This window comes from Bartonella sp. M0192, assembly GCF_016102305.1.
GTDB lineage: Bacteria > Pseudomonadota > Alphaproteobacteria > Rhizobiales > Rhizobiaceae > Bartonella > Bartonella apihabitans.
Map to the genome: position 1 here is coordinate 435,122 of NZ_JACFOU010000001.1, position 26,173 is coordinate 461,294.

Sequence of the window (26,173 nt, forward strand, 5' to 3'; positions counted from 1 at the left end):
ACCTTGAAAAGAAAGAGGTTACGTGGTTAACGGGTAAAATTTCTCTATCCTTGTGATAATTCTTTTTTGAGATTGTTTCGTGGTCGGTTATTGCCGCACTATTCATATTCTTTGAGATGGAGATGGAACGACTCTTCAGGGTTATAATTGGAGTGGCACAATACAATATGCCGTTTTGCTGTTAAGCTAATTTCTCAACCACATAGAGGCGATGACGTTTTCTGGCAAAAGCTTCTGAACTGTTCCTCTGTTGAGGATAAAATATTTTAAACATCAAAACGCTTTCAGACAATAGAAACAGGTTTGATTGATTGTCATATAATGATCTGAAGCTACAATGCCACCTTCGAGAGGTGAAAAGCGTGGATGTTTTTATTGCGTTTCATTTGCCTGAAGATGGGAAATTTTCCACCTGCACGCCTCGTTCTTTTGTCTTTTAGTTACACCGTTTGTTCTGTTTTTCTTCCGATAGGTAGCTTTTTCGCCCTAATCGTTGTCATTTGACGCAACTAACTATTTTCAAGTCTGTGTTAGCGCCGTACAAAATTGTTTGCCGAGGAAAGGTAAAAATATAATAATTCTGTTTTAAATTTTAAATAAAATTATAAATAATTATATTATTTATAAATAAATTTAAAACGACGTCATATAACACAACATAACCACATATTCACAAATAAATTATGTGGTTATGAAAAATAAAGCATGTTAACTGAATTATTGTTGAACTGACCTCAAGGGCGTTTCTGAGCCAAAAGGTTTTCTACAGCAGTAGACAGATTCTTTTCAAAAACATTCAATGAAAAATATTTTTTAAAGATTTTCTGCCCCTCAAGCCCGATGTTATGCCATTTATCGCTTAATTCTAATGCGTGTTGTAACGCCTTTGCGATACCTTCGGGAGTCGATTGCTCAATTATAAATCCGGATTTGTCGTTTTCTAAATATTGACTTGTTCCGGTTTCCTTTGTGCACATAATAGGCACACCGGCACCTAAAGCATCTATCGAAACTATTGGCAGTGTATCGCTTCGAGATGGAACAATTACAAGATCGGAGGTTTCGGTTTCGATGACACAATCTTCGTGAGATAGTTCACCATTGACCGAGACATTCTCATAGCTTTTTGCATCAACTTCCAACTTTGCTTTGAGTTCTTTTGATAATGTTCGACCAAAAAAACGAAGTTTGAATTTTTTGCGATATTCCGGTGCGAGATATTGCATTGCTGCCAAAAGAAGATCTTGACCTTTCCGATATTCATATGATCCGAAAGTAGACAATAGGAGTTGATCTCCCTTATGGTTTTTGCGTTGAAGTTGAGGAAAACCGGTTTCCAATCGTCCAATCTTATTACTTCGATATTTTTTTATATGCTCAATTGCATAGTCGCTTACACCAACAATATTTTCTGCATCATGTAATATTTTTGCACAATCCGGAAATTTATCAGCCAAATCCGAGACAAGCTCCACTTCATGGATGTACCATAAAACCGGAACAACGGGATCAAGCTGTTTAACAATTGGCCATGTTACAACTGTGTTTGCAATCACGAGATCAAAATTGCGTGCGAGAGATAGTACACTTTCGTGCATTTTTAGCAACAAACTATCTATGATAACGTTGAAGCCTAATGATTGTAGTTCTTTTGCTAAAGGACCGTCCTCGGGACTGGTTATAACAACAAAATACCCCTCTTTTTCCAACGTCTTTGCCATTTCGACAACAACTCGCGGTGCACCGCTATTTGTCAGATCATGACTCACGATCAATATATCGCCCTTCGATTTTTTGTCATATCGTCTTCCTGGATAGATGGAGAAATCTTCGGGCGAGTCATGATATAATAATGATCGCATTAACGGAGTGAAATATGGGTCATTTGCGACTTGTTCGGGCCAACGTTTCAAAAGATAAATATCCGATTTATCAATTTTTGGAGAAACATTCGTTTCAGATTTACCGATTGATAGATGCCCTAAATGAGTTAATTTTGAATCTGGTTGATATATGCATGTTTGCCCTAATTCACGTATTTTAAAGCATAAATCCACGTCGGAATGAGCAATTGGTGTGTGTTTGCTGTCAAATCCACCGACTTGTGAAAATGTTTTTGCAGAAACAAGTAAACACGCTCCGCAAAGAAGCGAAACTTCCCGTATTTGATCTGCCATATTGAAGTACGGATGTTGAATGTCTGGAACTGCATGAAATGCAGTACCAACCAAACGACGCACCCCGGTGACCATGCCGGCGTGTTGAATAGTGCCATTTGAATAAAGCATTTTGGGAGCTACGGCGCCAACTCCCTTGATCAGAGCCACGTGAACGAGCTGTTTCAACCAATCATCATTTATGATTCTAACATCGTCATTGAAAAATGCCAGAAATTGGCCTTTCGCTTGCATTGCCCCTTGATTACACTTATCAGAAAAGTTGAAGGGCTTATCGTAGCTCACAAAACTTATAGTCTTATTTTCACTCTTTAACTGGTCGATAATTTTCGAGTTTGTAACGACCAAGATTTCATAATTGGTATAATCTGTATGAGTTAGGATAGAATTGAGTGAAGCACGAATATTTTCAATGTTATCCGATGGTATAATAATCGATACCATTGGTTCTTTACCGGCTTCATCCCACTCGATACGATTGCCAAAAGATAACGGCTTTGCTTTACCATTCCAATTTCTTCGATCAGCTGCAGATTGCAAAGCCAGAATGTTGGTAACCCTGGCATAATCCTTACCCCCTGCCGCCCCGGAAGTAGCAATCGCGCGCCAGCCATATAGCGGTTTTGCTATATGATAGATGTTATCGGTTTTCTCTGTCATACGTAAAGCAAGATCATAGTCCTGTGAAAAATCATATCGGCTACGAAAACCACCGATCTCTTTTACGAGAGAAGTGCGGCAAACTGTCAGATGCCCGATATACATGTTATTGGTTAGAAGCACAGGGCTCCAATCCGGCTTTGCGAAAATTTGCAACGGACAGCCATTCTCATCAATGATGCACTCATCCGAATAGACGACATCAGCCTGAGGATGCTCCTTTATACACTCGGCGACGGATTGTAGTGCATCCCAAGTCAATTCATCGTCGTGATCGACAAATGCGATGTAATCGCCCGAGGCGATCTGCAATCCCATATTACTGGATCCGGCAATTCCTAAATTTTCATCGTTATAGATAACTTTTATGCGATTATCGATATCAGAAAATCTCGTTAGAATTTCCCGTATATAAGGTGGTTTTGAAAAATCATCGACCACTACAATTTCAAAATTTTGATAACTTTGCAAAAGTAAAGTTTGAAAAAGACGTTCCAGAAATTGGGGAGGAGTGTCGAATACACTTATAAGTATAGTGAATTTTATGTCGCCATTACGGATGAAATTATAATTATTTGTATAGTCAAACCTATCGCGTACATTTTTTGCAGCAATAGAAAAATTTTTTTCAACCGGAATATCAATGAAACGAGTTGATAACTTATCTGATCCGGTGGAATTTTTCAGTGGCCTTGGCCCTAATCCCACATAGTGTAAGCGCTTTTTGATGCTCTTTTTCCATTTTTTGCAGAAGCGTTTAAACTTGCTTTTTGTTTCTTTATTCGACGTTTTCTGCTGCATAAATAAGCAAGCTTCGTTTTTTCCTTGACCGATTGGCTTGGAAGCTTGCCAGAGCTTGGTATATTTAAACAGATATGAATTATTATCTTTTAACAAGGTGAACATTGGAGGTTCTACAAGAACTTTAGACCGATAATCCGGATTAACTTCAAAAAACATGGAACGTGAAACAACAAGCGGATGTTTTGTATCATTTAGGTTGCGTTCAAGATCCTTTAAATTATTATAAATACTTTGATGATGTCCGGTCAAATATCGTTTATAATTGTGGTCAGCAAAAACCTTATGAAATTTTATTACAACAATTGAATCATAAAAATGTATAGATTCGATACGTTGACTGTATAAATGAAATGTTTTTCCATCTTTCAATGTAGCGATTTCATTTGCCGGTATATATTGATAATTTAATGCGTCAGTCAGGTTTTTTAAAAATTCCTGTGCTGCACCTTTTGCACGAAAACCACCTTGATACGCTGCATCGTAACTGCAATGGAGATCTTCTATTATGAATAATCCCCCTGGTTTCATACGAAGAAAACAATTTTTGAAAGCAGCAATAATATCCTTAGATTTGTGTGACCCGTCATCAATGACAATGTCAAACTGATCATCCTTCAATTTGTCATTAAGCTGTTTTTCATTCGATGCATCGCAGCAGAAAACGTTAATGCCGCTTTCGAAATCCAATTTGGCACATTCAGGATTTATATCAAGCCCGACAAATGTTGAGCCGTCAGGAAAATATTTTTTCCAAATTTCCAGCGATCCGCCGTTCTGTACGCCGATTTCAAGTAAACTTATGGGGCTGTTCTGCTTCAAAAAAACATCAAAAAACTGAGTATATACGTCAATATAGTTTTCCCATTTATCAGACGATTTATTGTCATGATCCCAAAAAATCTTCTTTAAATCCTGCATATTTTTTCCCTATGTTCCAGCGGCATGCCATATTACATTGTAAAATATGTCTTCCATCCAATAATCTGTAATTTGAATGTAGAACGTATTTTCTCATTATTCAGCAATGAATTTTTTGGTCTCGTAGCAGAGGTCCTGTATTCTAAAGAGCTGATAGAACGAATATTGCATAGTTTTTCGCCTGTTTTCTTTGACAGGCTAAACACTTCACGAGCAAAATCGGCCCAATTCGTTTTTCCGTTAGGCACAAGATGAAAAATACCACGCCAGTTTTGTGGTGGAATTTTACCTGTTACTTGCTTGCTGATAGCAATAATATTGTTAACAATAAAATCGGCACTTGTCGGAGTTCCCCACTGGTCGCACACGACGTTTATTTCATCATGCGTTTGCGCCAGCCGGATCATCGTTTTAACAAAATTATTTCCAAATCGGCTATAAACCCAGGCAGTGCGCAAAATGATGTGGTCTGGATTGGCTTCTATTATAGCCCATTCGCCTTCCAGCTTGGAAAGGCCATAAACATTCAGTGGTCCTGGAGCATCATCTTCCTTATAACCATTTTCATTTTGTCCGTTAAAGACATAGTCTGTCGAAATATGAATGATCGGCAAACCATTGTCTTGCCCAACTTCCGCAACATTTTTGGCACCGTCTCTGTTGACAGCAAATGCTTCCTGAATCTCGGTTTCGGCCTTATCGACAGCAGTATAGGCAGCGGCGTTGACAACGATGTCAGGCTTATAAACTTGAACAGCCTTTGCAATTGAAATCTTATCAGTGATATCAAGTTCGGGTCGACCAAGTGCAACAATTTCAACGCCATCTTGTGTTGAATGCAGCATAGATTGCGCAACTTGACCGTTTCTTCCGGTAACCAGAATTTTCACAGTTGTTCCCCCTTTTCAAGCGATTTTTGCGCGTTCTTTTAACGGCTGCCACCACCATTTATTGTCAAGATACCACTGGACGGTTTTCTTCAAACCTGTGTCAAAGGTCTCCTGCGGTTTCCAATGAAGTTCTGTCATGATTTTCGTTGGATCAATCGCATAACGCCTGTCATGTCCGGCTCGGTCTTTAACAAATGTAATGAGTTCCCGATAGGATTTTCCATTCGCACGGGGCTTGAGTCCATCAAGAATGTCACAGATAGATTCGACGACCTGAAGGTTGGTTCGTTCATTATGCCCGCCAACATTATAGCTCTCGCCTATTTTGCCATGACGTACGATTGTTTCCAAAGCCCGTGCGTGGTCCTCGACATAAAGCCAGTCGCGAATATTTTTTCCCTCTCCATAAATAGGCAGTGGCTTTTCATCAAGCGCGGAGAGAATAACAAGCGGAATAAGTTTCTCGGGAAAATGGTATGGACCATAATTATTTGAACAATTGGAAATAACAGTTGGCAACCCATAAGTATGATGCCAAGCGCGCACCAGATGATCCGACGAGGCTTTCGAGGCAGAATAGGGAGAAGACGGGTTATACGGTGTTTGTTCGGTAAAAATACCGCTGTCGAAAGGCAGATCTCCGAACACTTCATCGGTAGAGATATGGTGAAAGCGGAATGTCTTTTGTTTGCTATGGTCCAATTTTTCAAAATAACGGCGCGCTGCTTCCAATAAACGAAAAGTGCCTACAATATTTGTCTCAATAAACGCTGATGGCCCAAGAATTGATCGATCTACATGACTTTCAGCTGCAAGATGCATAATGGCGTCGATTTGTTCGTTTTCCAAAATTTTAAAAACAGCATCACTGTCACAGATATCCAATTGATAGAAATGATAGTTTTGTTTACCAGCCAATGTTTTTAAAGATTGAAGATTTCCTGCATAGGTCAGCTTATCAACATTAAAAACATCATATCCCTTATTAACAAGATGTCGGCACAATGCCGACCCGATAAAACCTGCACCGCCAGTCACAAGAATTTTCACTTTGTCATCTCCGCAAAATCGAAGAGCTCCGCATCTTTCAAAAATGGTGCATTTTTGTCTTTTTCCGAAAGCTCGACATGGGCAAGGTCGATCGGCCATTTGATCGCTATGTCAGGATCATCAAAACGAATAGAACGATCGCATTCAGGAGCATAATAGTCTGTTACTTTATAGACAAATTCACAATTGTCCTCAAGCGTTAGAAAACCGTGTGCAAAACCCGCAGGAATATAGAACTCGTTCCATTTGTCGGGTGAAAGTTCAACACTTGTCCATTTGAGAAAAGTTGACGAACCGCGTCTTATATCAACTGCAACGTCAAATACACGTCCCCGTGTTACGCGAACGAGTTTTGTTTGCGCGTGTGGAGTAAGTTGGTAATGCAATCCTCTTAAAGTACCGGCTTTAGCAGAATAAGATTGGTTGTCTTGAACGAAAATGTCGTTGATACCGTGAGCTGAAAAATCTTTGGCATTATAAGTTTCAGAAAAAAAACCGCGATTATCTCCGAATTTTTTAGGCTGAATTATAAAAACATCGGAAATAGGCGTTTTATTGACTTCAATCATTACCGATCTCCGTAACAAGACGTTTTAAATATTTTGCATAGCCGGTTTTCCCTAGCTGATCAGCCCGTTTTAAAACCTGATCAGCTGTCAGATAGCCGTTATTATAAGCGATTTCTTCTGGACACATCACCTTGATGCCTTGTCGTTTTTCAATCGCTCTAACATAAGACGATGCGTCGTGAAGGCTATCATGAGTGCCCGTGTCAAGCCATGCATATCCACGCCCAAGTCGGATAACTTGTAAACGCTTTTCAGCAAGATATAAGCTATTGATATCGGTTATCTCGAGTTCTCCACGAGCAGAAGGTTTTAAATCTTGTGCAAATGAAACGACATCATTGTCATAAAAATAAAGTCCGGTAACAGCCCAATTGGATCGTGGTTTTTCCGGCTTTTCAACGAGTGATTCTGCCATGCCTGTTTGCTTATCGAAACTTACAACCCCATATCGTTCAGGGTCATCGACACGATAGGCAAATACGGTTGCGCCATTTTTGAGTGATTTCGCTTTTTCAAGCTGGTTCGCAAGGCCGTGACCGAAAAAAATATTATCGCCAAGTACAAGTGACACATGGTTATCGCCAATGAAGTTTTTGCCAATTTTAAAGGCTTCGGCAAGGCCATTCGGATGGGCTTGTTCGGCATAGGAAAAATTAATTCCGTAAGCGCTGCCATCACCCAGTAAATGATGAAACAGCGGGAGATCACGCGGCGTCGATATAATAAGAATATCACGGATTCCTGCCAACATAAGAACACCCAGCGGATAATAAATCATCGGTTTATCATAAATTGGCAAAAGTTGCTTTGAAATTCCCAAAGTTGCCGGATATAGTCTCGTTCCGCTCCCGCCAGCAAGAATAATCCCCTTCATACGCTTAACCTCACTTGAATAGCTTTTTTGAAAACAAGTAAAATGTTATTTAAGTGTTTCACGTGATATATCCACAAAGAATTCGAGAAAAATTTGAGTCATAAATTCCGATATCTATATAACAGTGTTTATCATAAAACCAATAAAGGCGCATCTATATAACCAAAACATAGGCGTAATTTTGGCCGCTTATGTCTGTTTTTTAGTCACCTGTCAAAATTACATTTGGCATAAAGATCTCTTTATATCCCTGTTGCGCCATTGTGCGACATCTGTTAAATCACCGGAAGCTAAAAATCTTCAAGGAGTGCATAATGGCTGCCAAAGAATATATTATCAAGGATATCGGCCTTGCCGACTATGGTCGCAGAGAACTCGATATTGCCGAAACTGAAATGCCGGGGCTAATGGCCTGCCGTGAGGAATTCGGCTCCTCTCAACCGTTGCGTGGCGCACGCATTTCCGGTTCGCTGCACATGACAATCCAGACAGCCGTTCTTATCGAAACATTGAAAATGATCGGTGCAGATTTGCGCTGGGCCTCATGTAATATTTTTTCAACGCAGGACCATGCTGCCGCAGCAATTGCTGCAGGTGGTACACCTGTTTTTGCAGTCAAGGGCGAAACGCTTGAACAATATTGGAGCTATACCGATGCCATTTTCCAATGGCCGGACGGTAAGCCTTCAAATATGATTCTTGATGATGGCGGTGATGCAACAGCTTATATTCTGACCGGTGCCCGTGCCGAAGATGGAGAAGATGTTCTTTCCAAGCCGGAATCCGAAGAAGAGGCAATTTTCTTTGCCCAAATCAAAAAACGCATGAAAGAAACCCCCGGTTTCTTTACCCGTCAACGTGATGCCATCAAAGGCGTGACCGAAGAGACAACGACAGGTGTTCATCGTCTCTATCATTTACAGGAACAAGGGTTGCTTCCGTTCCCCGCAATCAACGTCAATGACAGTGTAACAAAATCCAAATTCGACAACCGTTATGGCTGTAAAGAATCGCTGGTTGACGGTATCCGTCGCGGTACCGACGTGATGATGGCCGGTAAAGTTGCTATTGTTTGCGGCTATGGCGATGTCGGTAAAGGCTGTGCCGCTTCTCTTTCTGGTGCCGGTGCGCGCGTCAAGGTTACCGAAGTTGACCCGATTTGTGCCTTGCAGGCAGCTATGGATGGCTATGAGGTTGTAACACTCGAGGATGCTGCACCGACCGCCGATATCATCATTACGGCAACGGGAAACCGTGACATTGTCCGCCTTGAACATATGCGCGCAGTCAAGGATATGTGCATTATCGGCAATATCGGACATTTTGATAATGAAATTCAGGTTGCTTCACTGAAAAACCTGAAATGGACAAATATCAAGCCGCAAGTCGACATGATTACATTTCCGGATGGAAAACGCATTATTCTTCTTTCGGAAGGACGTCTGCTTAATCTTGGCAATGCAACAGGGCATCCTTCTTTTGTTATGTCGGCGTCTTTCACCAACCAGACATTAGCCCAGATCGAATTGTTCACACGTGGCGAGAATTATAAAAATCAGGTCTATGTTTTGCCGAAACATCTTGATGAAAAAGTTGCCCGTCTGCATCTTGATCGTCTTGGCGTCAAACTGACAACGCTGTCGGAAGAGCAGGCTGCCTATATCGGTGTTTCGGTCGAAGGTCCGTTCAAGCCTGATCGCTATCGCTACTAAAACCGGTTTGGCTGAAAGAAGCTAATCCATATTGTTTTTAAAGGTCGGGCAGAAATGCCCGACCTTTGTTTTTTTGAAGATACTTCACCTGAAAAGCATAGACATGTATGGTTAAGCCTGATTCGGCTAAATATGATCGAGAAATCAACTTTGCAGGCTAGAGGTGGATATAAGAGCAAATTATTGTCGGGGATTTTCTCGAGCCTGGCTGCTTTTGCCTGTTTTTCTGTAACTCCCTTGAAGAGCGATGCTGCAGTCCCTGATGTGCTTTCCGATTTCGGAAGTCATGCACTCCAGATCGCAATTATCGGCGGGATTATTGTTGCGGCATTGATGATTTGCCTCGCCATATTTTTCCGCCATTTTTCAAAAACTTCTTCTGATCAGGGAGATAACAATTCCGATAAATTTCAGGATATCGACAATTACGAGCGATTTCTGATGCATACGGGACAATGTGCGCTTATCTGGAAAACACCGGCTGCTCTTCCTAAGATAATCGGTCATATGGGTACTTTAGATCGGCTGCAAGTAAAGCCGAAAGATATACTGCGTTTTGGGCAGTGGCTTGATGATAATGAAGTCCGTGTCCTTGATGAAGCTCTCAATCATTTGCGACATGACGGGCAATCTTTTGATCTTTATTTGAATACCAAACAAAAAACATTGGTTGAAGCAACCGGCCTTATTGCAGGAACATCTGCAATTTTGCGTTTTCAGGATCTTTCCGGCCAACAAGAACAGCTTGCCAAGCTTGAAAAACATGCCGCTTTTATAAAGACGATGCTTGCAATGCGTAATGTTCTTCTTGAGGCGCTTGATGAACCTGTCTGGCTCGTCAATCGCGATAACAGAATTATCTATGCCAATCGTGCGTTTCAGAAGGCAAGCGGTTACGACCCCGAAAAAGCGCAAGAAACCTCTCTGTTTAATGAAGCAACACGTCAGAAACTCTTAGAAAATAAGCCGCTTTTCAAAGGGCCGGCCTATGCCATTGTCGAAGGGGATCGGAGGCTCCTTGAAGTCACACAAGTGACGTCCGAAGATGGTGTTGCAACATTTGCTCACGATATCAGCGCCATGGAAGAAATGTCGGAAGAAATGAAGCGCATGGCGCGCGGACATTCCGAAACACTTGACCAGATTTCAACGGCAGTTGCCATTTTCGGTCCCGATCAAAAACTGAAATTTGCCAATCAGGCCTTCGCAACGCTCTGGCCGTTGGATACGGTTTTTCTGGAAAGCGAACCCAGTCATACTCTTCTTCTTGATCGTTTGCGGGAAGAAGGCATTATTGCTGAAAAGCCGGATTGGAGAGGGTGGAAGGAAGAGCTTTTTTCTGCTTATCGTTCGGGTGAACCAAGCCAGCAAATCTGGAATTTGCCGGATGGTCGCACGCTCAGGGTTCTCGCAAGTCCTCATCCGCAAGGCGGCGTGACATGGCTTTTTGAAAATCTCACTGAAAAAATAGATCTTGAAAGGCGTTATAACAGCCTCATTGAAATGCAAGGTGAAACGCTGGACCATCTTTCTGAAGGTGTCGCTTTGTTTGGTCCGGACGGGCGTATGCGTCTTTCCAATCCGGCACTCGCCAAATTATGGTCTTTACCCACCGAATTGACCGTTGAAGGAACGCATATTTCAAAACTTCAGGAGAATTGCGCGAAAAAGACAACAAGCAATGCGTGGGATACATTTGGCGCATTTATAACCGGTTTTAGTGAAAATCGGGATGCCATTTCGGGGCGTATGGATTTAACGAACGACGTTATTCTTGATTATGCGTTGGTTCCTTTACCAAACGCACAGACCATGATGACCTTTGTCAATGTGACGGATACGGTCAATATCACCCGTGCATTGCAAGAAAAGAATGATGCATTGCGCAGTGCCGACGCGTTGCGCAGCGAGTTTGTTCGCCATGTATCTTATGAATTGCGCACCCCTCTTACCAATATTATCGGCTTTTCGGATATTTTACAGAGCGGACTTTTCGGCACTCTTAATTCCCGCCAACAGGAATATCTCAAGCACATCGCTTCCGAATCCGGTGCACTTCTTGATATCGTCAATGATATTCTCGATCTTGCCAAACTTGATGCCGGCATTATGGAACTTGATATTAAAGATGTCGATATTGCCGCTTCAATGGCTTTTGCAACAGAACGAACGAAAGAGCGCCTCGGCGCCCGTCCGGTACAAATTGAAGAAAAAATTGAAGACGGCCTCACGACGATTCCGGCAGATCAGGCAAGGTTACGGCAAATTTTTGTCAATGTATTGAGCAATGCGGCCAATTTTGCTCCCGACAATAGTGTCATTACCTTTTCTGCCAAAAAGGACGGAAATGACATTGTCTTTTCTGTCCATGATGACGGAGCGGGAATTCCGGAAGAAATTCTTGATACTGTTTTCAAGCGGTTTTCATCCCATGCCCATCATGGTTCACGTGCCGGAGCAGGACTTGGTCTTTCGATTGTCAAAAGCTTTGTCGAGCTTCACGGTGGCAGCGTCACGATAGAGACCGGAAATGCTAAAGGAACAACCGTTTTTTGCCGCTTTCCAGCCAAACGCTCTTCACCTGCAACGTTGCTTCAATCAGAGGAAACAGAATGATTTTCAGTTTATTTCTTGAAGATGAAAAAGCAACCGAACGCTTCGGCGAGGATTTTGCGCTAGCTCTTGAAAAAGGTAATCTCGTTACGCTTGAAGGAGACCTTGGAACAGGGAAAACATCGCTTTCCCGTTCTATTGTTCGCACATTAGCAGATGATGACGGGATGGATGTTCCAAGTCCAACCTTCACACTTGTTCAAGTCTATGACATGCCCAAATTTAGCCTCACTCATGCCGATCTTTATCGCATTAACGAACCGGAAGAAATTGACGAACTTGGTTTTGGAGAGGCACGAGAGGCCGGGGTTGTTCTTGTCGAATGGCCGGAAAAAGCTCAAGGAGAATTGGGAAAAGCAGATTTTGCCATTTTTCTTGAACATCAGGGAAATGGTCGAAAAATAACGGTTGAGGCGGAAGGCCGTGCTGCCGACCGGCTCAAGCGTTCACTTGAAATAAGAGAGTTTTTAAAATCCAATAATCGTGGCAATTTCAAACGCCGTTATTTTACCGGTGATGCTTCGGCGCGTTCCTACGAGATTATTTATGGCAAGGATGGTCATGAGATTTTGATGAATGCGCCGGCAATGGAAATGCCGGAACAAAGTGGCCAGTCTTATGGACAAATTGCCCATCTTGCGACATCGGTCAGCCAATTTGTCGGCATTGACCGGCTGATTTTAAAAAATGGTTTTGTAGCGCCAGAAATTCTAGCACAAGATTTGGAAAACGGTTTGCTCATTACCGACGATCTCGGGCGGGACGGCATATTGGATGAAGAACGGAAGCCGATTGAAAACCGCTATATCGAATCGGGAAAATTGCTTTCTTCATTTCATCAGAAAGAGTGGCCAAAACATCAAAAATTCGATGATTTGACACTTGATATACCGGCTTATGATCGGAGTGTTTTGCAGGCCGAAGTTTCTCTTCTTCTTGACTGGTATTTCCCTTACTCTACCGGAACAGAGATAAGTCATTCCTTAAAGGAAGAATTCTATCGGCAATGGGAGCCGTTTTTTGAAATTTTTGAACAGGCAGAACAAAGTTTTGTCATGCGCGATTATCATTCGCCCAATATTATCTGGCGGGAGAATGAACAGGGTTTGAAAAAAATAGGTCTCATTGATTTTCAGGACGGGCAAATTGGTCCGACAGCCTATGATGTTGTATCACTCGCCCAGGATGCGCGTGTTGCTATTAACCGCCCGCTTGAGGAGCGTATTATCAAGGCTTATTGCAATGAACGCAAAAAGGGCGCGCGTATCTTTGATGAAGAACAGTTCAAACTCATCTATGCTATTGCCGGTGCGCAACGCGTTTCCAAAATTCTCGGTATTTTTGTTCGTCTTGACAAGCGTGATGGCAAGCCCGCTTATTTGAAACATTTGCCGCATTGCCGCGATTATCTGAAGCGCAATCTTGAACATCCGGCCCTTTCATCATTGCGTCAATTCTATATTGCCTCGAAACTGGTTGAAGAGTGAAAAAATGAAAATAACACATGCCATGGTGCTTGCTGCGGGGCTTGGCACCCGCATGCGGCCATTGACTTTCAAAACACCGAAACCACTGGTAAAAATTGCCGGTCGAAGTCTTTTGAACCGCGCTCTTGACGCCCTGGAAAAAGCTGGCGTCGAGGAAGCGGTGGTTAATGTCCATTATCTTGCCGATTCCATCGAAAGTCATGTCGAAAGCCGTAAAAAACCTCATGTAACCATTTCGGACGAGCGTGCGGAACTTCTCGATTCTGCCGGAGGCGTGGTGAAAGCTTTGCCGCTTTTGGGAGAAAATCCGTTTTTTGTTCTTAACGCCGATACATTCTGGGTCGACCATGGCACGCCAACTCTTGAAGCAATGGCAAATCGTTTTGACCCCGAAAAAATGGATATGTTGCTTATGACGGTCAAACGCGTGCAGGCAGCGGGTCCGGAAAAAGGTGATTTCCTGATTGGTGAAGGTCAAAAACTTGTTCGTGCACCTGCAAATGCACCGGAAGCGGTTATTTATGGTGGTGCACTTATTGTAAATCCGAAAATATTTGCATTTGCAAAAATTGAGCCGCAATCGCTCAATCTCTATTTTGACGAGGCGATAGCCCGTGGTCGTCTTTATGGTTTTCCTTTGGATGGCAACTGGTATACTGTCGGGACAATTGCAATGATTAGCAAGGTTGAGGAGCTGATGCGCCAAAGGGGGGAAATCGCGTGAAAGACAAGCCCAAGCTGTTTTCGATTTCGAGCGGTGCGCCGTTTTTGCCGACTTTTGTTGATGCACTTCTTTCAGGACGCCTGATTAAAGATTTCGGCAAAGGCGGCAATATCCAGAAAGCTTTGGCAGATACCCTTATCTATGTTCCCACTCGTCGCGCCGCGCGCGCACTGCGCTCCTGTTTTGTAGAGATGAGCAAGACACATTCAAGTTTCTTGCCGACAATTCGCCCTTTGGGCGATGTTGATGAAGACACGGCTTTCTTCCTTGATAATGGAGCGGCAGCTTTATCGCTCAATCCGAAAATTGGCGATGTCGAGCGGCTCTTGTTATTAGCGCGTCTCATTCGTCCGTGGCGGGAGAATTTGCCCGCCCATGTGCGCTCGCTCTTCGGGAGTGAAGATATTATCATACCGGCCAATACAGCCGATGCGATCTGGCTTGCCGAAGATCTCGCCCGTTTGATGGACGAGGTCGAGACAGAGTCCGCCGACTGGGCAAAGCTTAAAGATATTGCCCCCGATATGGTCGCCGAATGGTGGCAGGTGACACTTGATTTTCTTGAAATTGTAACAAAAACCTGGCCTGATATTCTTGCCGAACGGCAAAAAATAAATCCGGCAGAATGGCGCAATCAGGCTATTCGGGCGGAAACTGAAAGACTTTTGCGTAACAAACCGCGTGATCCGGTTATTGTGGCCGGTTCCAATGGCTCGATTCCGGCTATTGCCGATTTGCTGAAAGTAGTTAGCGGATTGGAAAATGGTGCGGTTGTCCTGCCCGGTCTTGACCTTGCCATGGATGATGCCCAGTGGGCAGCACTTGATGAAACGCATGATGACCCCTCTATTTTCGGCCATCCGCAATATAGCTTCAAAAAATTGTTCGACCGCATGAAACTGACAAGAAATGTCGTTGACGAGATCGGAGCGCCTTCGGAAAACAAGAAAAAACGCGCTGCAATATTATCTGAAGCATTGCGACCGGCTGTCACTACCGACACATGGTCACAATTGAAACGTGATGGTTTTGATGAAATTTTTGCCGATGTCTCTTTGATCGAGGCCGCCAATGAGCGTGAAGAGGCTTTGGCAATTGCAGTTGCGCTAAGGCAAGCAATTGAAGACAAAAAGAAAACGGCCGCACTTGTGACGGGGGACAGAAATCTTGCCCGACGTGTTGTTGCCGAACTCAAACGTTTCGGCATCGAGGCCAATGATTCCGGCGGCGTTCCTTTAAGCGAAGTGTTACCGGCAACTTTGTTGCGGCTTATTTTGCAAACTTTGTTTCAACCTGGTGATCCGGTGGCTTTTCTGTCGCTTTTGAAACACCCTTTGACATCGCTTGGATATGAACGCGGAGCTTTACGAAAAATTGCCGAGCGTTTCGAGCTCTTTGCATTAAGGGGGGGAACCGGAAGAATCAATATTGCAACCTGTGAGCAGTTTGTTGAAGAGCGTCTTCTTGCTCTCACAACAGATGAAAACGAAACGAGCGATATTGATACCGATATGATCGAAGAAGCAAGAAATCTTGCGTCTTCACTGGTGAAAGCCGTTCAGCCATTGGTGGCATTGATGGCAAAAAGCGAACCGCAGTCGGTGAACGAAGTTGCCCGTGCTACGACTGAAGTTCTGGAAAATTTCGGGGCTAACGAGCAAGGCTCGTTTCACGCGCTTTATGCAGGAGAAGCGGGAAAAGCCATTATATCTTTGCTGCGTGATCTTGTTGCCGATCAATCCGGCCTCACATTCGATATTTCCGAATTGCCGGCGATTCTTGAAGCTTTAATGGCTGCACGCTCGGTGAGCCCCTCTGCCGGTGGTCATCCCCGTCTTTTTATCTGGGGTGCACTGGAATCGCGTTTGCAAACGGTTGATACAATGGTCATCGGGGGGTTGAATGAAGGCTCGTGGCCAGCAACAGCTCGCAATGACCCGTTCATGTCGCGGCCAATGAAGATGACTTTGACACTTGACCCTCCCGAGCGCCGGATCGGTTTGGCTGCCCATGATTTCCAGATGGCTATGGGCATGGATAAAGTCATTATGAGCAGGGCATTGAGAGTTGATAATGCCCCTTCTGTGCCGTCGCGCTGGTTACAAAGGCTGGAAACCGTTGTGGGCGCCAAAGCGAGCGCTAATATGCGTGCTCATGGCGGGGTTTTTGTCCACTGGGCGCGGGAACTCGATCGTCGCAAAAATGTCGATTTTATTGCGCGCCCATGCCCCACACCGCCATTGAAACAACGTCCGAAACATTTTTCTGTTACCGAAATCGAAACATTACGCCGCGACCCTTATGCAATTTATGCCAAAAAGGTTTTGCACCTGAAGCCGCTTGATGACCTAATCCATGATCCGTCGGTTGCCGAGCGTGGCACACTTTATCATGCAATTGTTGCGGGCTTTTCAATGCTGAAAATTGATCCGGAAAAACCGGATGCACTGCAAAAATTTCTTGAAATTGCCCGTGCCGAATTTGACCGGATGCAACTTCCACTTGATGTTGAAGCTATATGGTGGCCGCGTTTCGAAATTCTTGCGCCATCAATCATCGCCTGGGAAAAAGGCCTTTCTCCGCGTGAAAGATGTGTCGAAATTTCAGCCCGTCCGGTTCATATTGTGCCGGAAGGAGCAACCCTTTCAGGACGTGCCGACCGCATTGATGTGTTGGACGGGCATTTTGCCGAAATTCTTGATTTCAAAACCGGCTCGACTCCTTCCGTGAAGCAGGCAGCAACACTCATGGCACCGCAATTGGCGTTGGAAGCAGCGCTTTTGTCGCGCAATGCTTTTGTTCCACTTAAAAATATCAAACCGACCGAACTTGCCTATATCCGTTTGAATGCCCACGGCGAAGTAAAAGAAGAGCGTATATCTTTCACGGCCAAAAAAACCGCAATCGAACTTTCCGAAGAAGCATGGGCAAGATTGGGTGAACTTGTAGAATATTATCAAAATCCCGCCCATGGCTATTTGTCGCGAGCAATGCCACCTTTGACCACTTATGAAGGCGATTATGACCATTTGGCACGGGTTCTTGAATGGTCGGCCGGTTCTGATACGGCAGGTGACGAATGACCAAACGCGAAATTCCTGAAGATGCCATTAAAAATCAGACGGCCGCTTCCAATCCGCAAAGCAGTGCGTGGGTATCTGCTAATGCCGGCTCCGGCAAAACCCATGTTTTGACGTTTCGGGTTATAAGGCTTTTATTGAATGGCACCGAACCGGCGCGGATTTTGTGCCTCACTTATACCAAAGCAGCCGCTGCTGTCATGCAAACGCGCATTTTCCAGACTCTTTCCGGCTGGACAGAGCTTGATGATGACAAATTGACAGAGGTGTTGATCGCGCTTGAGGGTAAAAAACCCGATACAAAAAGGCTTGATGAAGCGCGCAGACTTTTTGCCCGTGCTCTTGAAACACCGGGTGGGTTAAAAATCCAGACGATCCATGCTTTTTGTGAAGGCCTGCTTCACCAATTTCCTTTGGAAGCCAATATCGCCGGCCATTTCGAGATGATGGACGATCTCAAGCGTGACGAGTTTTTCAAAAATGCGCGCCGTGACTTGCTTGAAAAAGCTTATTTGCAAAAAAATAGTTCTCTTCATGACGCATTGATGCTGGTTTTGAAAACAGCAGGAGAAAATGGACTTGTTACGCTGTTAGACGAAGCAATTGAAAAACGGCAGGCTTTAAGGGCGTTTCTCACGCGTGTGAGTGGACCGGATGGCAAGCATATTCTGGAAAAAGCATTACAAATATCTCCGGAAGATACGGAAGAAAATCTCACTGATGAAATCCGTAAAACGGCGCTTCATTCGGAGGAGACTATTGAGGCATTCAAAAGTCTCGGCCACTCTTTCGCCCAAGATTTTGTTGAAAGATTGGAGCTTGTAGAAAAGGCGGATAATAGCGAGAGCATAAAATTTATCGAACTTGCCTATTTTACCCGTGGAAATCCGCGAAAAATAAGCAATTTGGCATCAAAAAAACTTCTTGCAGCTTTGCCATGGCTTGCAGACGATTTGTTAAAGCGTCAGGAAAAGCTCGCTTCCTATCTCGACAAGTTGCGACGTGTACGACTGGTACGGCTCAATTTGGCAGCCTTCAAGCTCTGTTACCGGCTTTTGGCGCGTTATGAAAGTTTGAAGAAGGCAGAAGGTTTGCTTGATTTCGATGATTTGATCGAGCGGGCGCTTAATCTGTTAAAACGCGACGGTGCAGGCCAATGGGTACAATATAAACTGGATAGGGGCATTGACCATATTCTGGTTGACGAAGCGCAGGATACAAGCCCTTCCCAGTGGAAGATAATCCAGCTTCTTGCACAGGAATTTTTTGTCGGGGAAGGACAAAGAGAGGTTAACCGCACTGTCTTTGCTGTTGGTGACGAAAAACAGTCGATCTATTCCTTCCAAGGGGCAGTGCCGGAAGATTTTGCAACGAATGGTCGCATTATCGAAAGAAAAGCCGAAGCCGTCGGCAAATCTTTCGGCCACATACGTTTGAATTATTCCTTTCGTTCGACAGCCGATGTTTTAAAAAGTGTTGATCGGGTATTCGAAAAGCCTGAAAATTATAAAGGTCTTTCAGCCGAAAATATCAAAACCGTGCATGAGCCGGTTCGCCGCAACGACCCCGGTGAAGTTGTGATCTGGGACAATATTGCGCCGACCGATGTGGAAGAGCCGGAAGACTGGCGCAAACCTGTCGACCAGCTTCATGCACCGGCTGTTCGCCTTGCCGAAGAAATAGCAACGACGATCAGCCATTGGCTTCATCATCATGAAATGCTTCCGGGTCAGGGAAGAGAAGTTAAAGCCAGTGATATTATGGTGCTGGTGAGAAAACGGGACCAGTTTGTTCCCGCTTTGGCGCGCGCTTTGAAAAACCGCAATGTTCCGGTTGCCGGTGCCGACCGCTTGCGTCTGGCAAGCCATATTGCCGTGCGTGATTTAACGGCGCTCGCCAGATTTGTCCTGCAACCGCAGGATGACCTTTCTCTCGCATCTGTTTTGAAAAGCCCGCTCTTCGGACTTGATGAAGATGATCTCTATCATATTGCTATAAACCGTGAAGGAAGCCTGTTTAGTAGCCTTGAAGCCCATAGTGAAGAGAAGCCGGAATTTGCAACTGTTCTGGCTTTACTCAAAAAATATAGAAACCTTGCCGATAAAACCCCTGTCTATGAATTTTATAGTCATATATTGAGCGAGGATCAGGGACGAGCAAAAATCCTCGCCCGATTGGGTTCGGAAGCAAGCGATGTCCTTGATGCGTTCATGGATTATACTTTATCCATCCAGAAAACCGGTTTGCCCGGTTTGCAGGCTTTTCTGGAAACAATCAAGCTTTCCGATCCGGAAATCAAACGTGAACTCGACCAGAATCGTGAAGAAGTCCGTATTATGACTGTTCATGCGGCAAAGGGGCTGGAAAGTGCGATTGTCTTTCTGGTCGATTCCGGTTCGCGTATCTGGAACGCGCAACATGAACCGAAATTCATCGAAATTGATGATCATGGCAAGAAGAGCTTTTTGTGGCAGCCCGCAAAAGAGTTCAAAACATCATTCGGTGACAATTATATCAATACGTTAAAATTGAAAGCCGAAGAAGAATATAGGCGCCTTCTTTATGTTGGCATGACACGGGCAGAAGACCGCCTTATCGTTTGTGGTTATCGGGGAAAGAATGCTGTTGGCGGGACATGGAGTGAACTTGTCGGTGAAGCATTGAAGCCGGTTTCGGAAGAAATTGCCGGACCTTCACCCGACATCAAGGCATGGCGTTATTGCGTGGATGACAACCGCGCAAGTGTCGAAACAAAAACTGCGGAAGATGAAGCAGTCGTTCCCGCTTTTCCTCTCCCTTCCTATTTCCATAAACGCATGGAACCGGAAACCGATTTACCTAAGCCGCTTACCCCTTCAGGTGCTTCACTTGACATTGACGAGAATGCACCGGCGGCAAAAAATAATGTTACGATTTCGCCGGTTCTGGGAGAAAAACCGGCAAATTCTTCATTTGCTATCGAACGCGGGACAATCATTCACCGGCTTTTGCAGTATTTGCCGCAAATTCGGGAAGAAGACCGGCAAAGGCTTGCCCGTGCCTATCTTGAAAAAGCTGCACCTGAATGGAGCGAGGAACAAAGAGAGGATGCTTTCACCCAGACCTTCAAGGTTATGGATGATGAAGCATTGCGCCCCTTATTTGCCAAAGAAGCGCGCGCCGAAGTGACATTGATGGGAACTGTCACAATAAGGGGCAAAAAATACGTCGTTTCCGGGCAGATAGACCGTCTCAATGATGGCGATGACACAATTGTTCTGGGTGACTTCAAAACCGGTCGTGCGCCCAAACGCGAACAGCAAATTCCCGACAGCTACATGTTGCAAATGGCACTTTACCGAACGCTATTGATGAGTATTCACCCGAATAAGACCGTCAGAACATTGCTGATCTACAGTGATGGACCGAAAGTTTTTGAACTCGACGGCAAAAAACTTGATTTTATAATCAATAAAGAAAAAAGTAATTTACCGGTAGGATAATGGTTGAAAAAGCTTGCTCTTGACGGAATCGGTCTGGCACGCCAAATTTAGGCAAATTGGAATCACAAAGGAAAGATCAATGAGCACTGTAAAAGTCGATACCAGCAATTTTGAAAATGACGTGCTAAAGTCGGCAGAACCTGTTGTTGTAGACTTCTGGGCAGAATGGTGCGGTCCATGTAAAATGATAGCCCCCTCGCTTGAAGAAATTGCTACCGAGTTACAGGGTAAGGTCAAAGTTGCAAAAATCAATATTGATGAAAATCCCGAACTTGCAACGCAGTTCGGTGTCCGTTCAATCCCCACATTATTGTTGTTCAATAATGGTGAAATCGTCTCCAATATGGTGGGTGCTGCTCCCAAAAGCCGTTTGGCAGACTGGATTAAAGACGGCGTAAAATAAGTCCGTAGAATTTATTTTAATAAAAACGGCATCCAATTCATTTGGTGCCGTTTTTGTATTTGTGTTATCCGTTTCCCGTTCACATATTTGGCTTGTCAATTTTCGTGTTGGCTTGTCGGCAAAAACTGTTCCGATGCAAATGATTTGGAGCAAAAAAATTGCGGTATCCCGACTTATAAAGCAGAGAGCGTAAAATAGGATTGGCCATTATCCAATCCTGTTTTTTGAGACAAATTTTATAAAAACCACCGTATAAAACCATAATCCGGCTCACTTTTAATCGTTAAACCCCTCGCAATTTCAGAAAAATCAAGAAAGTGAATCAACCGGAGATAGAAAGGCGAGGGCAAGAAAGCGGTTCAATAAGAAAATTCATGAATTTTAGGTTTATTTTCTTTCATTATTGTATTATTTCTCGTTTTTAGTATATCTCTTACTTCTATGGCTGGAGTTATTCTGCCATGAGGATAGAGACTTCAGGTGCATTATGAGCTTTGCCCGGTGAGCCTGGATTATACGGAACGATCGAATTGGGGGGCGGTCGTGTAAATTCCTTTTAATAGAATTTCGAATTTAAACAAACTTGGGCACTTATGTATGTGATAATCCGATGGATTTATCAAAATTACATAATCCCAATTTTTGCGGGATGAGTTAATGATGACTGATATGGAAATTGCCTTTAACGTTTCCTCAGATAACATTCAAACATTAAAGCAGAATGAAATACAAAGTGATCTGAAAATCGGAAGCTTGTTGCGTCATTTTCGTAAGAAAAATGGCATTACCCAAATGCAATTGGCATCAATTGCGGGTATTAGTCCCCAACAAATACAGAAATATGAAAAAGGGGCTGACAGGATTGCAGTGTCAAGATTGATAACGCTTCTCGATTTTTTGGATATCAATTTTGAAGAATTTTTCAAAGCGATGAAGAATCTTAAACAATCTTGATCAAAATAATCAACGACGTCCGGTTGCTTTTCCCCTTTGTCGTTGATTTTCTTCGTTGAACATTATGAAGAAATAGAAATTTATCGAAATTATTATCGGGCAGCTTGAAGCAAGCTTGCACATTCCGAAATGCGAGCTATGCGAGTGCCCGAAAAATCGGAAGCGGCAGTTCTTTAAATTTTGACCATTTAGATCAGGCGCTCCGTATCTGATAATCTTTGATTGTTGCAAACTTGATTTTTGGTGATCGTTCCGCTTCATAATTGAGCGAAAAGTTGTTTTCTGCGAGAAATACCGGATCGCCGTCGAGATCGGATGCAATTGCATCGCGGTGTGTCGAAACAAATTTCTCGAGATCCTCTTTGTTATCGGCCGAAATCCAGCGGCATACAGTAAAGCGTGCCGGTTCAAAACCGACAGGAAGAGAATATTCGACTTTGAGACGCTCGGTCAGAACATCAATTTGCAAAGCACCGATCACACCGACAATCGACGGCGAACCATCGTCAGGCATAAAGAGCTGAACAACGCCTTCTTCGGCCATTTGCTGCAAAGCTTCTTTAAGTTTCTTTGCCTTCATCGGGTCACCCAGACGAACACGGCGCAAAATTTCCGGAGCAAAATTCGGAACGCCTTTGAAAAGAATGTCTTCACCTTCCGTCAGCGTATCGCCAATGCGTAATGTTCCGTGGTTCGGAATTCCCACAACATCGCCGGCATAGGCTTCGTCGGCAATCTGGCGGGAGCGGGCAAAGAAAAATTGCGGCGTTGATAATGTCATGGGTTTACCGGTGCGCACCAGTTTTGCTTTCATGCCGCGGGATAAAATCCCCGAACAAACGCGCAAAAACGCGATGCGGTCGCGGTGGTTGGGGTCCATATTGGCTTGTATTTTAAAAACAAAACCTGTCATTTTCGGCTCTGTCGCCTCGACAATGCGTGTATCGGCAACTTGCGCCCTCGGACTTGGCCCATAGGCAACAAGAGCGTCGATAAGATCACGCACACCGTAATTCTTCAGTGCCGAACCAAAATAGACCGGAGTCATTTGGCCTTCACGGAACGATTTCAGGTCAAATTTTTTACATGCGTCACGTGCAAGAACAACGCCTTCAACAAAAGCCGCACGGTCATTTTCCGGCAGCAACAGGGCTGCTTCTTCGGGGCCTTTGACAGGGCGCGGAGTTTTTTCCTCGTCTTTCTGGCGTACAAGATTGTTATGAAGGTCAAAACTTCCTGCAAAATTTTTGCCCGATCCGATTGGCCATGTCACAGGGGCTGTATCAAGTGCGAGCTTGTCTTCAATCTCGTCCAATATCTCTAATGGGTCGAGTGCTTCTCTATCCATTTTGTTGACGAATGTCACAATCGGAATGTCGCGCATGCGGCAGACTTCGAACAGTTTCAATGTTCTGGGTTCGATGCCGCGGGCTCCGTCAAGAACCATGACAGCGCTATCGACAGCCGTCAATGTGCGGTAGGTATCATCGGCAAAGTCTTCGTGGCCGGGTGTATCAAGCAAATTGAATATATGATCTTCATATTCGAACGTCATAACCGAGGTGACAACCGAAATACCGCGTTCGCGTTCGATTTTCATCCAGTCGGAACGGGTCTGGATGCGGTCTTTCTTGGCCTTGACCTCACCTGCAAGCTGGATGGCGCCGCCGAACAATAACAATTTTTCGGTCAAGGTTGTCTTACCGGCATCAGGGTGCGCGATAATAGCAAATGTGCGGCGCCGCGCGACCTCTTGTGCCTCGTTCATAACTCACTCCTGTTGCTTCGTTATCCAAGCGACCCGATTGTTTTTATAACCGGCCGGTCGATAATAAAATTCCGCTTCTTTTACCTCTTTTTTTAAAAAAGAGTGAGGAATTTGTGTCCTTTATCTAAAAATTTTCAACAAATTGGCGGCAAGCTTGAAGTTTGTCTTCGAGAACTGTACCGGATTGTTTCAAAATCATAATGAAAGGGGTGAAAAGCCCCTTTCATGGTGAGTTTCGACCTCTTTTATTCGTTGACAAGTTTTCCGGCGAGCGCGTCGGCAATCAAGCTCCGCGTTTCATCAATGCCATAAAGGGCAATGAAGGAGCCAAAACGCGGTCCCCGTTCCTGACCGATCAAAACTTCATAAAGCATTTGGAAAAATGAAACAGAAACGCCAGGCCCCCCGTCAGGGCTTTTTTTGTTGTGGTCCTGATAGCGCTCTGTCACACGACCAATGTCGAGAAGTGCATTCTGGATGGTGTGGGCATCGGCATCTGCCGGCAAGTTTGCAAGCGTTTGGTCGATTTTTTCCAAAGTTTCACGCTCGACAGCATCGGGTGCACGGAATTTTTTGGTCGGTTTGACAAAATCATTGAAATAGCGGATTGCAAAACCGACAAGACTGTCAAGTTCGGGCTGGTTTTCAGGTGTAGCACCCTTGGCATAACGCGAAATAAAGCCCCATAAGACATCGGCATTCTCGGCATTCGATGCACTCACGAGATTGAGCAACATGGCAAAAGGCACCGGTAAATCCACTTTGGGCGGATTGCCATTATGCATATGCCAGACAGGATTGTTAAGCCGGTCTTTCCAGCTTTGCTTCGGATAGGCTGAAAGAAAACTGTAATATTCGTCAACAGCCTTCGGTATCACATCGAAATAAAGCCGCTTGGCAGTTTTGGGTTTCTGATACATGTAAAGGCCGAGGCTTGAGGTGGGCGCATAGGTAAGCCATTCGTCAATTGTCAGGCCATTACCTTTCGATTTTGAAATTTTTTGTCCTTTGTCATCCAGAAATAGCTCGTAATTGAAACCTTCCGGCGGTGTCCCGCCAAGGATACGACAAATTTTTGAAGACAAAGCCACTGAATCAATCAGATCTTTGCCAGCCATTTCATAGTCGATGCCTAAAGCCGTCCAGCGCATAGCCCAATCGGCTTTCCATTGGCATTTGACCTTGCCACCGGTAACTTCAGTTTCAATTTTTTCACCGGTTTCCGGCTCGATATAGGTGATCGTACCCTTTTTGGCATCATGGGCAATCATCGCAACTTGCAAAACTTTTCCTGAAACAGGAGAAATCGGCAAAAATGGCGAATAGGTCGCGCGCCGTTCTTCACCCAATGTAGGAACAATGACAGCCATGATTTTATCGTAATTGGCAAGCATTTTAAGGAGCGTTTCATCGAAACGCCCCGAAGTATAATAATCGGTTGCGCTGGCAAATTCGTAATTGAAGCCGAAACGGTCAAGAAAAGCGCGAAGCCGCGCATTATTGGCGGCACCGAAAGAGGGATAATCTTTCGTAAACGGGTCGGGTACTCGCGTTAACGGTTTACCAAGATAAGTCTCCATCAGTGCACGGTTGGGGACATTTTCCGGCACTTTACGCAATCCGTCCATGTCGTCGGAAAAACATAACAATTTGGTTTTGACTTTATTTTCCGTCAACACATGAAAAGCGTGGCGCACCATTGTTGTGCGCGCAACTTCACCAAAAGTTCCGATATGCGGCAAACCGGAGGGACCGTAACCGGTTTCGAACATCACTGTATCAGGGTAGCCCTTTTTCTCGTAACGTTTGACAATCTTGCGCGCTTCTTCGAACGGCCATGCTCTGGATTCGGCTGCCGCATCAATGACATCCTGATTAAGATTTTCTGCCACGAAATTGTCTGTTGCCATGGGGTTTTATCCTGAATTTGAATCGTTTAAGAAAGCTCTATGGCTCAAACAGCTTTTCGTCAATCATTGTAAGAAAAAAAGCGGAAAAAACTATAGAC

At 44.3% G+C, this 26,173-nt stretch carries 15 protein-coding genes; 8 read left to right on the forward strand and 7 right to left on the reverse strand.

What is annotated here, in order from left to right:
* Positions 1-734: 734 nt before the first annotated feature.
* From H3S82_RS01975 to rfbA, 5 genes are read right to left on the reverse strand one after another with little or no spacing between them, the layout of a single operon-like run.
* Positions 735-4,559: a glycosyltransferase gene (locus tag H3S82_RS01975; RefSeq protein ID WP_198232505.1), complete on the reverse strand. Its 3,825-nt coding sequence runs from the start codon at positions 4,557-4,559 to the stop codon at positions 735-737.
* A 32-nt stretch (positions 4,560-4,591) separates the two neighbouring features.
* Positions 4,592-5,449, reverse strand: coding sequence for a dTDP-4-dehydrorhamnose reductase (rfbD, locus tag H3S82_RS01980; RefSeq protein ID WP_198232506.1), 858 nt, complete (start codon positions 5,447-5,449; stop codon positions 4,592-4,594).
* A 15-nt stretch (positions 5,450-5,464) separates the two neighbouring features.
* Positions 5,465-6,499, reverse strand: coding sequence for a dTDP-glucose 4,6-dehydratase (gene rfbB / locus H3S82_RS01985; RefSeq protein WP_198232507.1), 1,035 nt, complete (start codon positions 6,497-6,499; stop codon positions 5,465-5,467).
* On the reverse strand, positions 6,496-7,068 hold the full coding sequence (gene rfbC / locus H3S82_RS01990; protein WP_198232508.1) for a dTDP-4-dehydrorhamnose 3,5-epimerase: 573 nt from the start codon (positions 7,066-7,068) through the stop codon (positions 6,496-6,498). The genes rfbB and rfbC overlap by 4 nt, the downstream gene beginning before the upstream one ends.
* On the reverse strand, positions 7,061-7,942 hold the full coding sequence (gene rfbA, locus H3S82_RS01995) for a glucose-1-phosphate thymidylyltransferase RfbA (RefSeq protein WP_198232509.1): 882 nt from the start codon (positions 7,940-7,942) through the stop codon (positions 7,061-7,063). The genes rfbC and rfbA overlap by 8 nt, the downstream gene beginning before the upstream one ends.
* Before the next feature lie 314 nt (positions 7,943-8,256).
* Between rfbA and ahcY the strand changes: the two genes are divergently transcribed.
* The 8 genes from ahcY (at position 8,257) to H3S82_RS02035 (ending at position 22,397) form a co-directional block, all read left to right on the forward strand.
* Entirely contained in the window at positions 8,257-9,654 is a 1,398-nt protein-coding gene (gene ahcY / locus H3S82_RS02000) for an adenosylhomocysteinase (RefSeq protein ID WP_075869610.1), read from the forward strand.
* A gap of 132 nt (positions 9,655-9,786) precedes the next feature.
* Positions 9,787-12,270, forward strand: coding sequence for an ATP-binding protein (locus tag H3S82_RS02005; protein WP_198232510.1), 2,484 nt, complete (start codon positions 9,787-9,789; stop codon positions 12,268-12,270).
* The gene (gene tsaE / locus H3S82_RS02010; protein WP_198232511.1) at positions 12,267-13,754 is read left to right on the forward strand and encodes a tRNA (adenosine(37)-N6)-threonylcarbamoyltransferase complex ATPase subunit type 1 TsaE; all 1,488 of its coding nucleotides are present in this window, start codon (positions 12,267-12,269) and stop codon (positions 13,752-13,754) included. The genes H3S82_RS02005 and tsaE overlap by 4 nt, the downstream gene beginning before the upstream one ends.
* A 4-nt stretch (positions 13,755-13,758) precedes the next feature.
* A complete protein-coding gene (locus tag H3S82_RS02015) occupies positions 13,759-14,478 on the forward strand; it encodes a nucleotidyltransferase family protein (protein WP_198232512.1) in 720 nt (239 codons plus the stop codon).
* Positions 14,475-17,561: a double-strand break repair protein AddB gene (gene addB, locus H3S82_RS02020; protein ID WP_198232513.1), complete on the forward strand. Its 3,087-nt coding sequence runs from the start codon at positions 14,475-14,477 to the stop codon at positions 17,559-17,561. The genes H3S82_RS02015 and addB overlap by 4 nt, the downstream gene beginning before the upstream one ends.
* Positions 17,558-21,040 (forward strand): double-strand break repair helicase AddA, encoded by a 3,483-nt coding sequence (addA, locus tag H3S82_RS02025; RefSeq protein WP_198237098.1) that lies wholly within the window; start codon positions 17,558-17,560, stop codon positions 21,038-21,040. Before addB ends, addA begins: the two co-directional genes overlap by 4 nt.
* A 79-nt stretch (positions 21,041-21,119) precedes the next feature.
* Positions 21,120-21,443, forward strand: a complete 324-nt coding sequence (gene trxA / locus H3S82_RS02030; RefSeq protein WP_077969890.1) for a thioredoxin — start codon at positions 21,120-21,122, stop codon at positions 21,441-21,443.
* A 657-nt stretch (positions 21,444-22,100) separates the two neighbouring features.
* Positions 22,101-22,397 (forward strand): helix-turn-helix domain-containing protein, encoded by a 297-nt coding sequence (locus H3S82_RS02035; RefSeq protein WP_077969891.1) that lies wholly within the window; start codon positions 22,101-22,103, stop codon positions 22,395-22,397.
* A gap of 193 nt (positions 22,398-22,590) precedes the next feature.
* Here the strand turns inward: H3S82_RS02035 and H3S82_RS02040 are convergent, their stop codons facing one another.
* Together H3S82_RS02040 and H3S82_RS02045 are read right to left on the reverse strand one after the other, a co-directional pair.
* Positions 22,591-24,165, reverse strand: coding sequence for a peptide chain release factor 3 (locus tag H3S82_RS02040; RefSeq protein WP_077969893.1), 1,575 nt, complete (start codon positions 24,163-24,165; stop codon positions 22,591-22,593).
* 245 nt (positions 24,166-24,410) lie between these two features.
* A complete protein-coding gene (locus H3S82_RS02045; protein WP_198225453.1) occupies positions 24,411-26,075 on the reverse strand; it encodes a lysine--tRNA ligase in 1,665 nt (554 codons plus the stop codon).
* Between the last annotated feature and the right edge of the window lie 98 nt (positions 26,076-26,173).

Excerpts from the sequence above, each read along its gene's own strand:
- H3S82_RS01975 (WP_198232505.1), bottom strand. The coding sequence starts at position 4,559 with ATGCAGGATTTAAAGAAGATTTTTTGGGATCATGACAATAAATCGTCT.
- rfbC (WP_198232508.1), bottom strand. The coding sequence starts at position 7,068 with ATGATTGAAGTCAATAAAACGCCTATTTCCGATGTTTTTATAATTCAG.
- rfbA (WP_198232509.1), bottom strand. The coding sequence starts at position 7,942 with ATGAAGGGGATTATTCTTGCTGGCGGGAGCGGAACGAGACTATATCCG.
- ahcY (WP_075869610.1), top strand. The coding sequence starts at position 8,257 with ATGGCTGCCAAAGAATATATTATCAAGGATATCGGCCTTGCCGACTAT.
- H3S82_RS02005 (WP_198232510.1), top strand. The coding sequence starts at position 9,787 with ATGATCGAGAAATCAACTTTGCAGGCTAGAGGTGGATATAAGAGCAAA.
- tsaE (WP_198232511.1), top strand. The coding sequence starts at position 12,267 with ATGATTTTCAGTTTATTTCTTGAAGATGAAAAAGCAACCGAACGCTTC.
- H3S82_RS02015 (WP_198232512.1), top strand. The coding sequence starts at position 13,759 with ATGAAAATAACACATGCCATGGTGCTTGCTGCGGGGCTTGGCACCCGC.
- addA (WP_198237098.1), top strand. The coding sequence starts at position 17,558 with ATGACCAAACGCGAAATTCCTGAAGATGCCATTAAAAATCAGACGGCC.
- trxA (WP_077969890.1), top strand. The coding sequence starts at position 21,120 with ATGAGCACTGTAAAAGTCGATACCAGCAATTTTGAAAATGACGTGCTA.
- H3S82_RS02035 (WP_077969891.1), top strand. The coding sequence starts at position 22,101 with ATGATGACTGATATGGAAATTGCCTTTAACGTTTCCTCAGATAACATT.
- H3S82_RS02040 (WP_077969893.1), bottom strand. The coding sequence starts at position 24,165 with ATGAACGAGGCACAAGAGGTCGCGCGGCGCCGCACATTTGCTATTATC.
- H3S82_RS02045 (WP_198225453.1), bottom strand. The coding sequence starts at position 26,075 with ATGGCAACAGACAATTTCGTGGCAGAAAATCTTAATCAGGATGTCATT.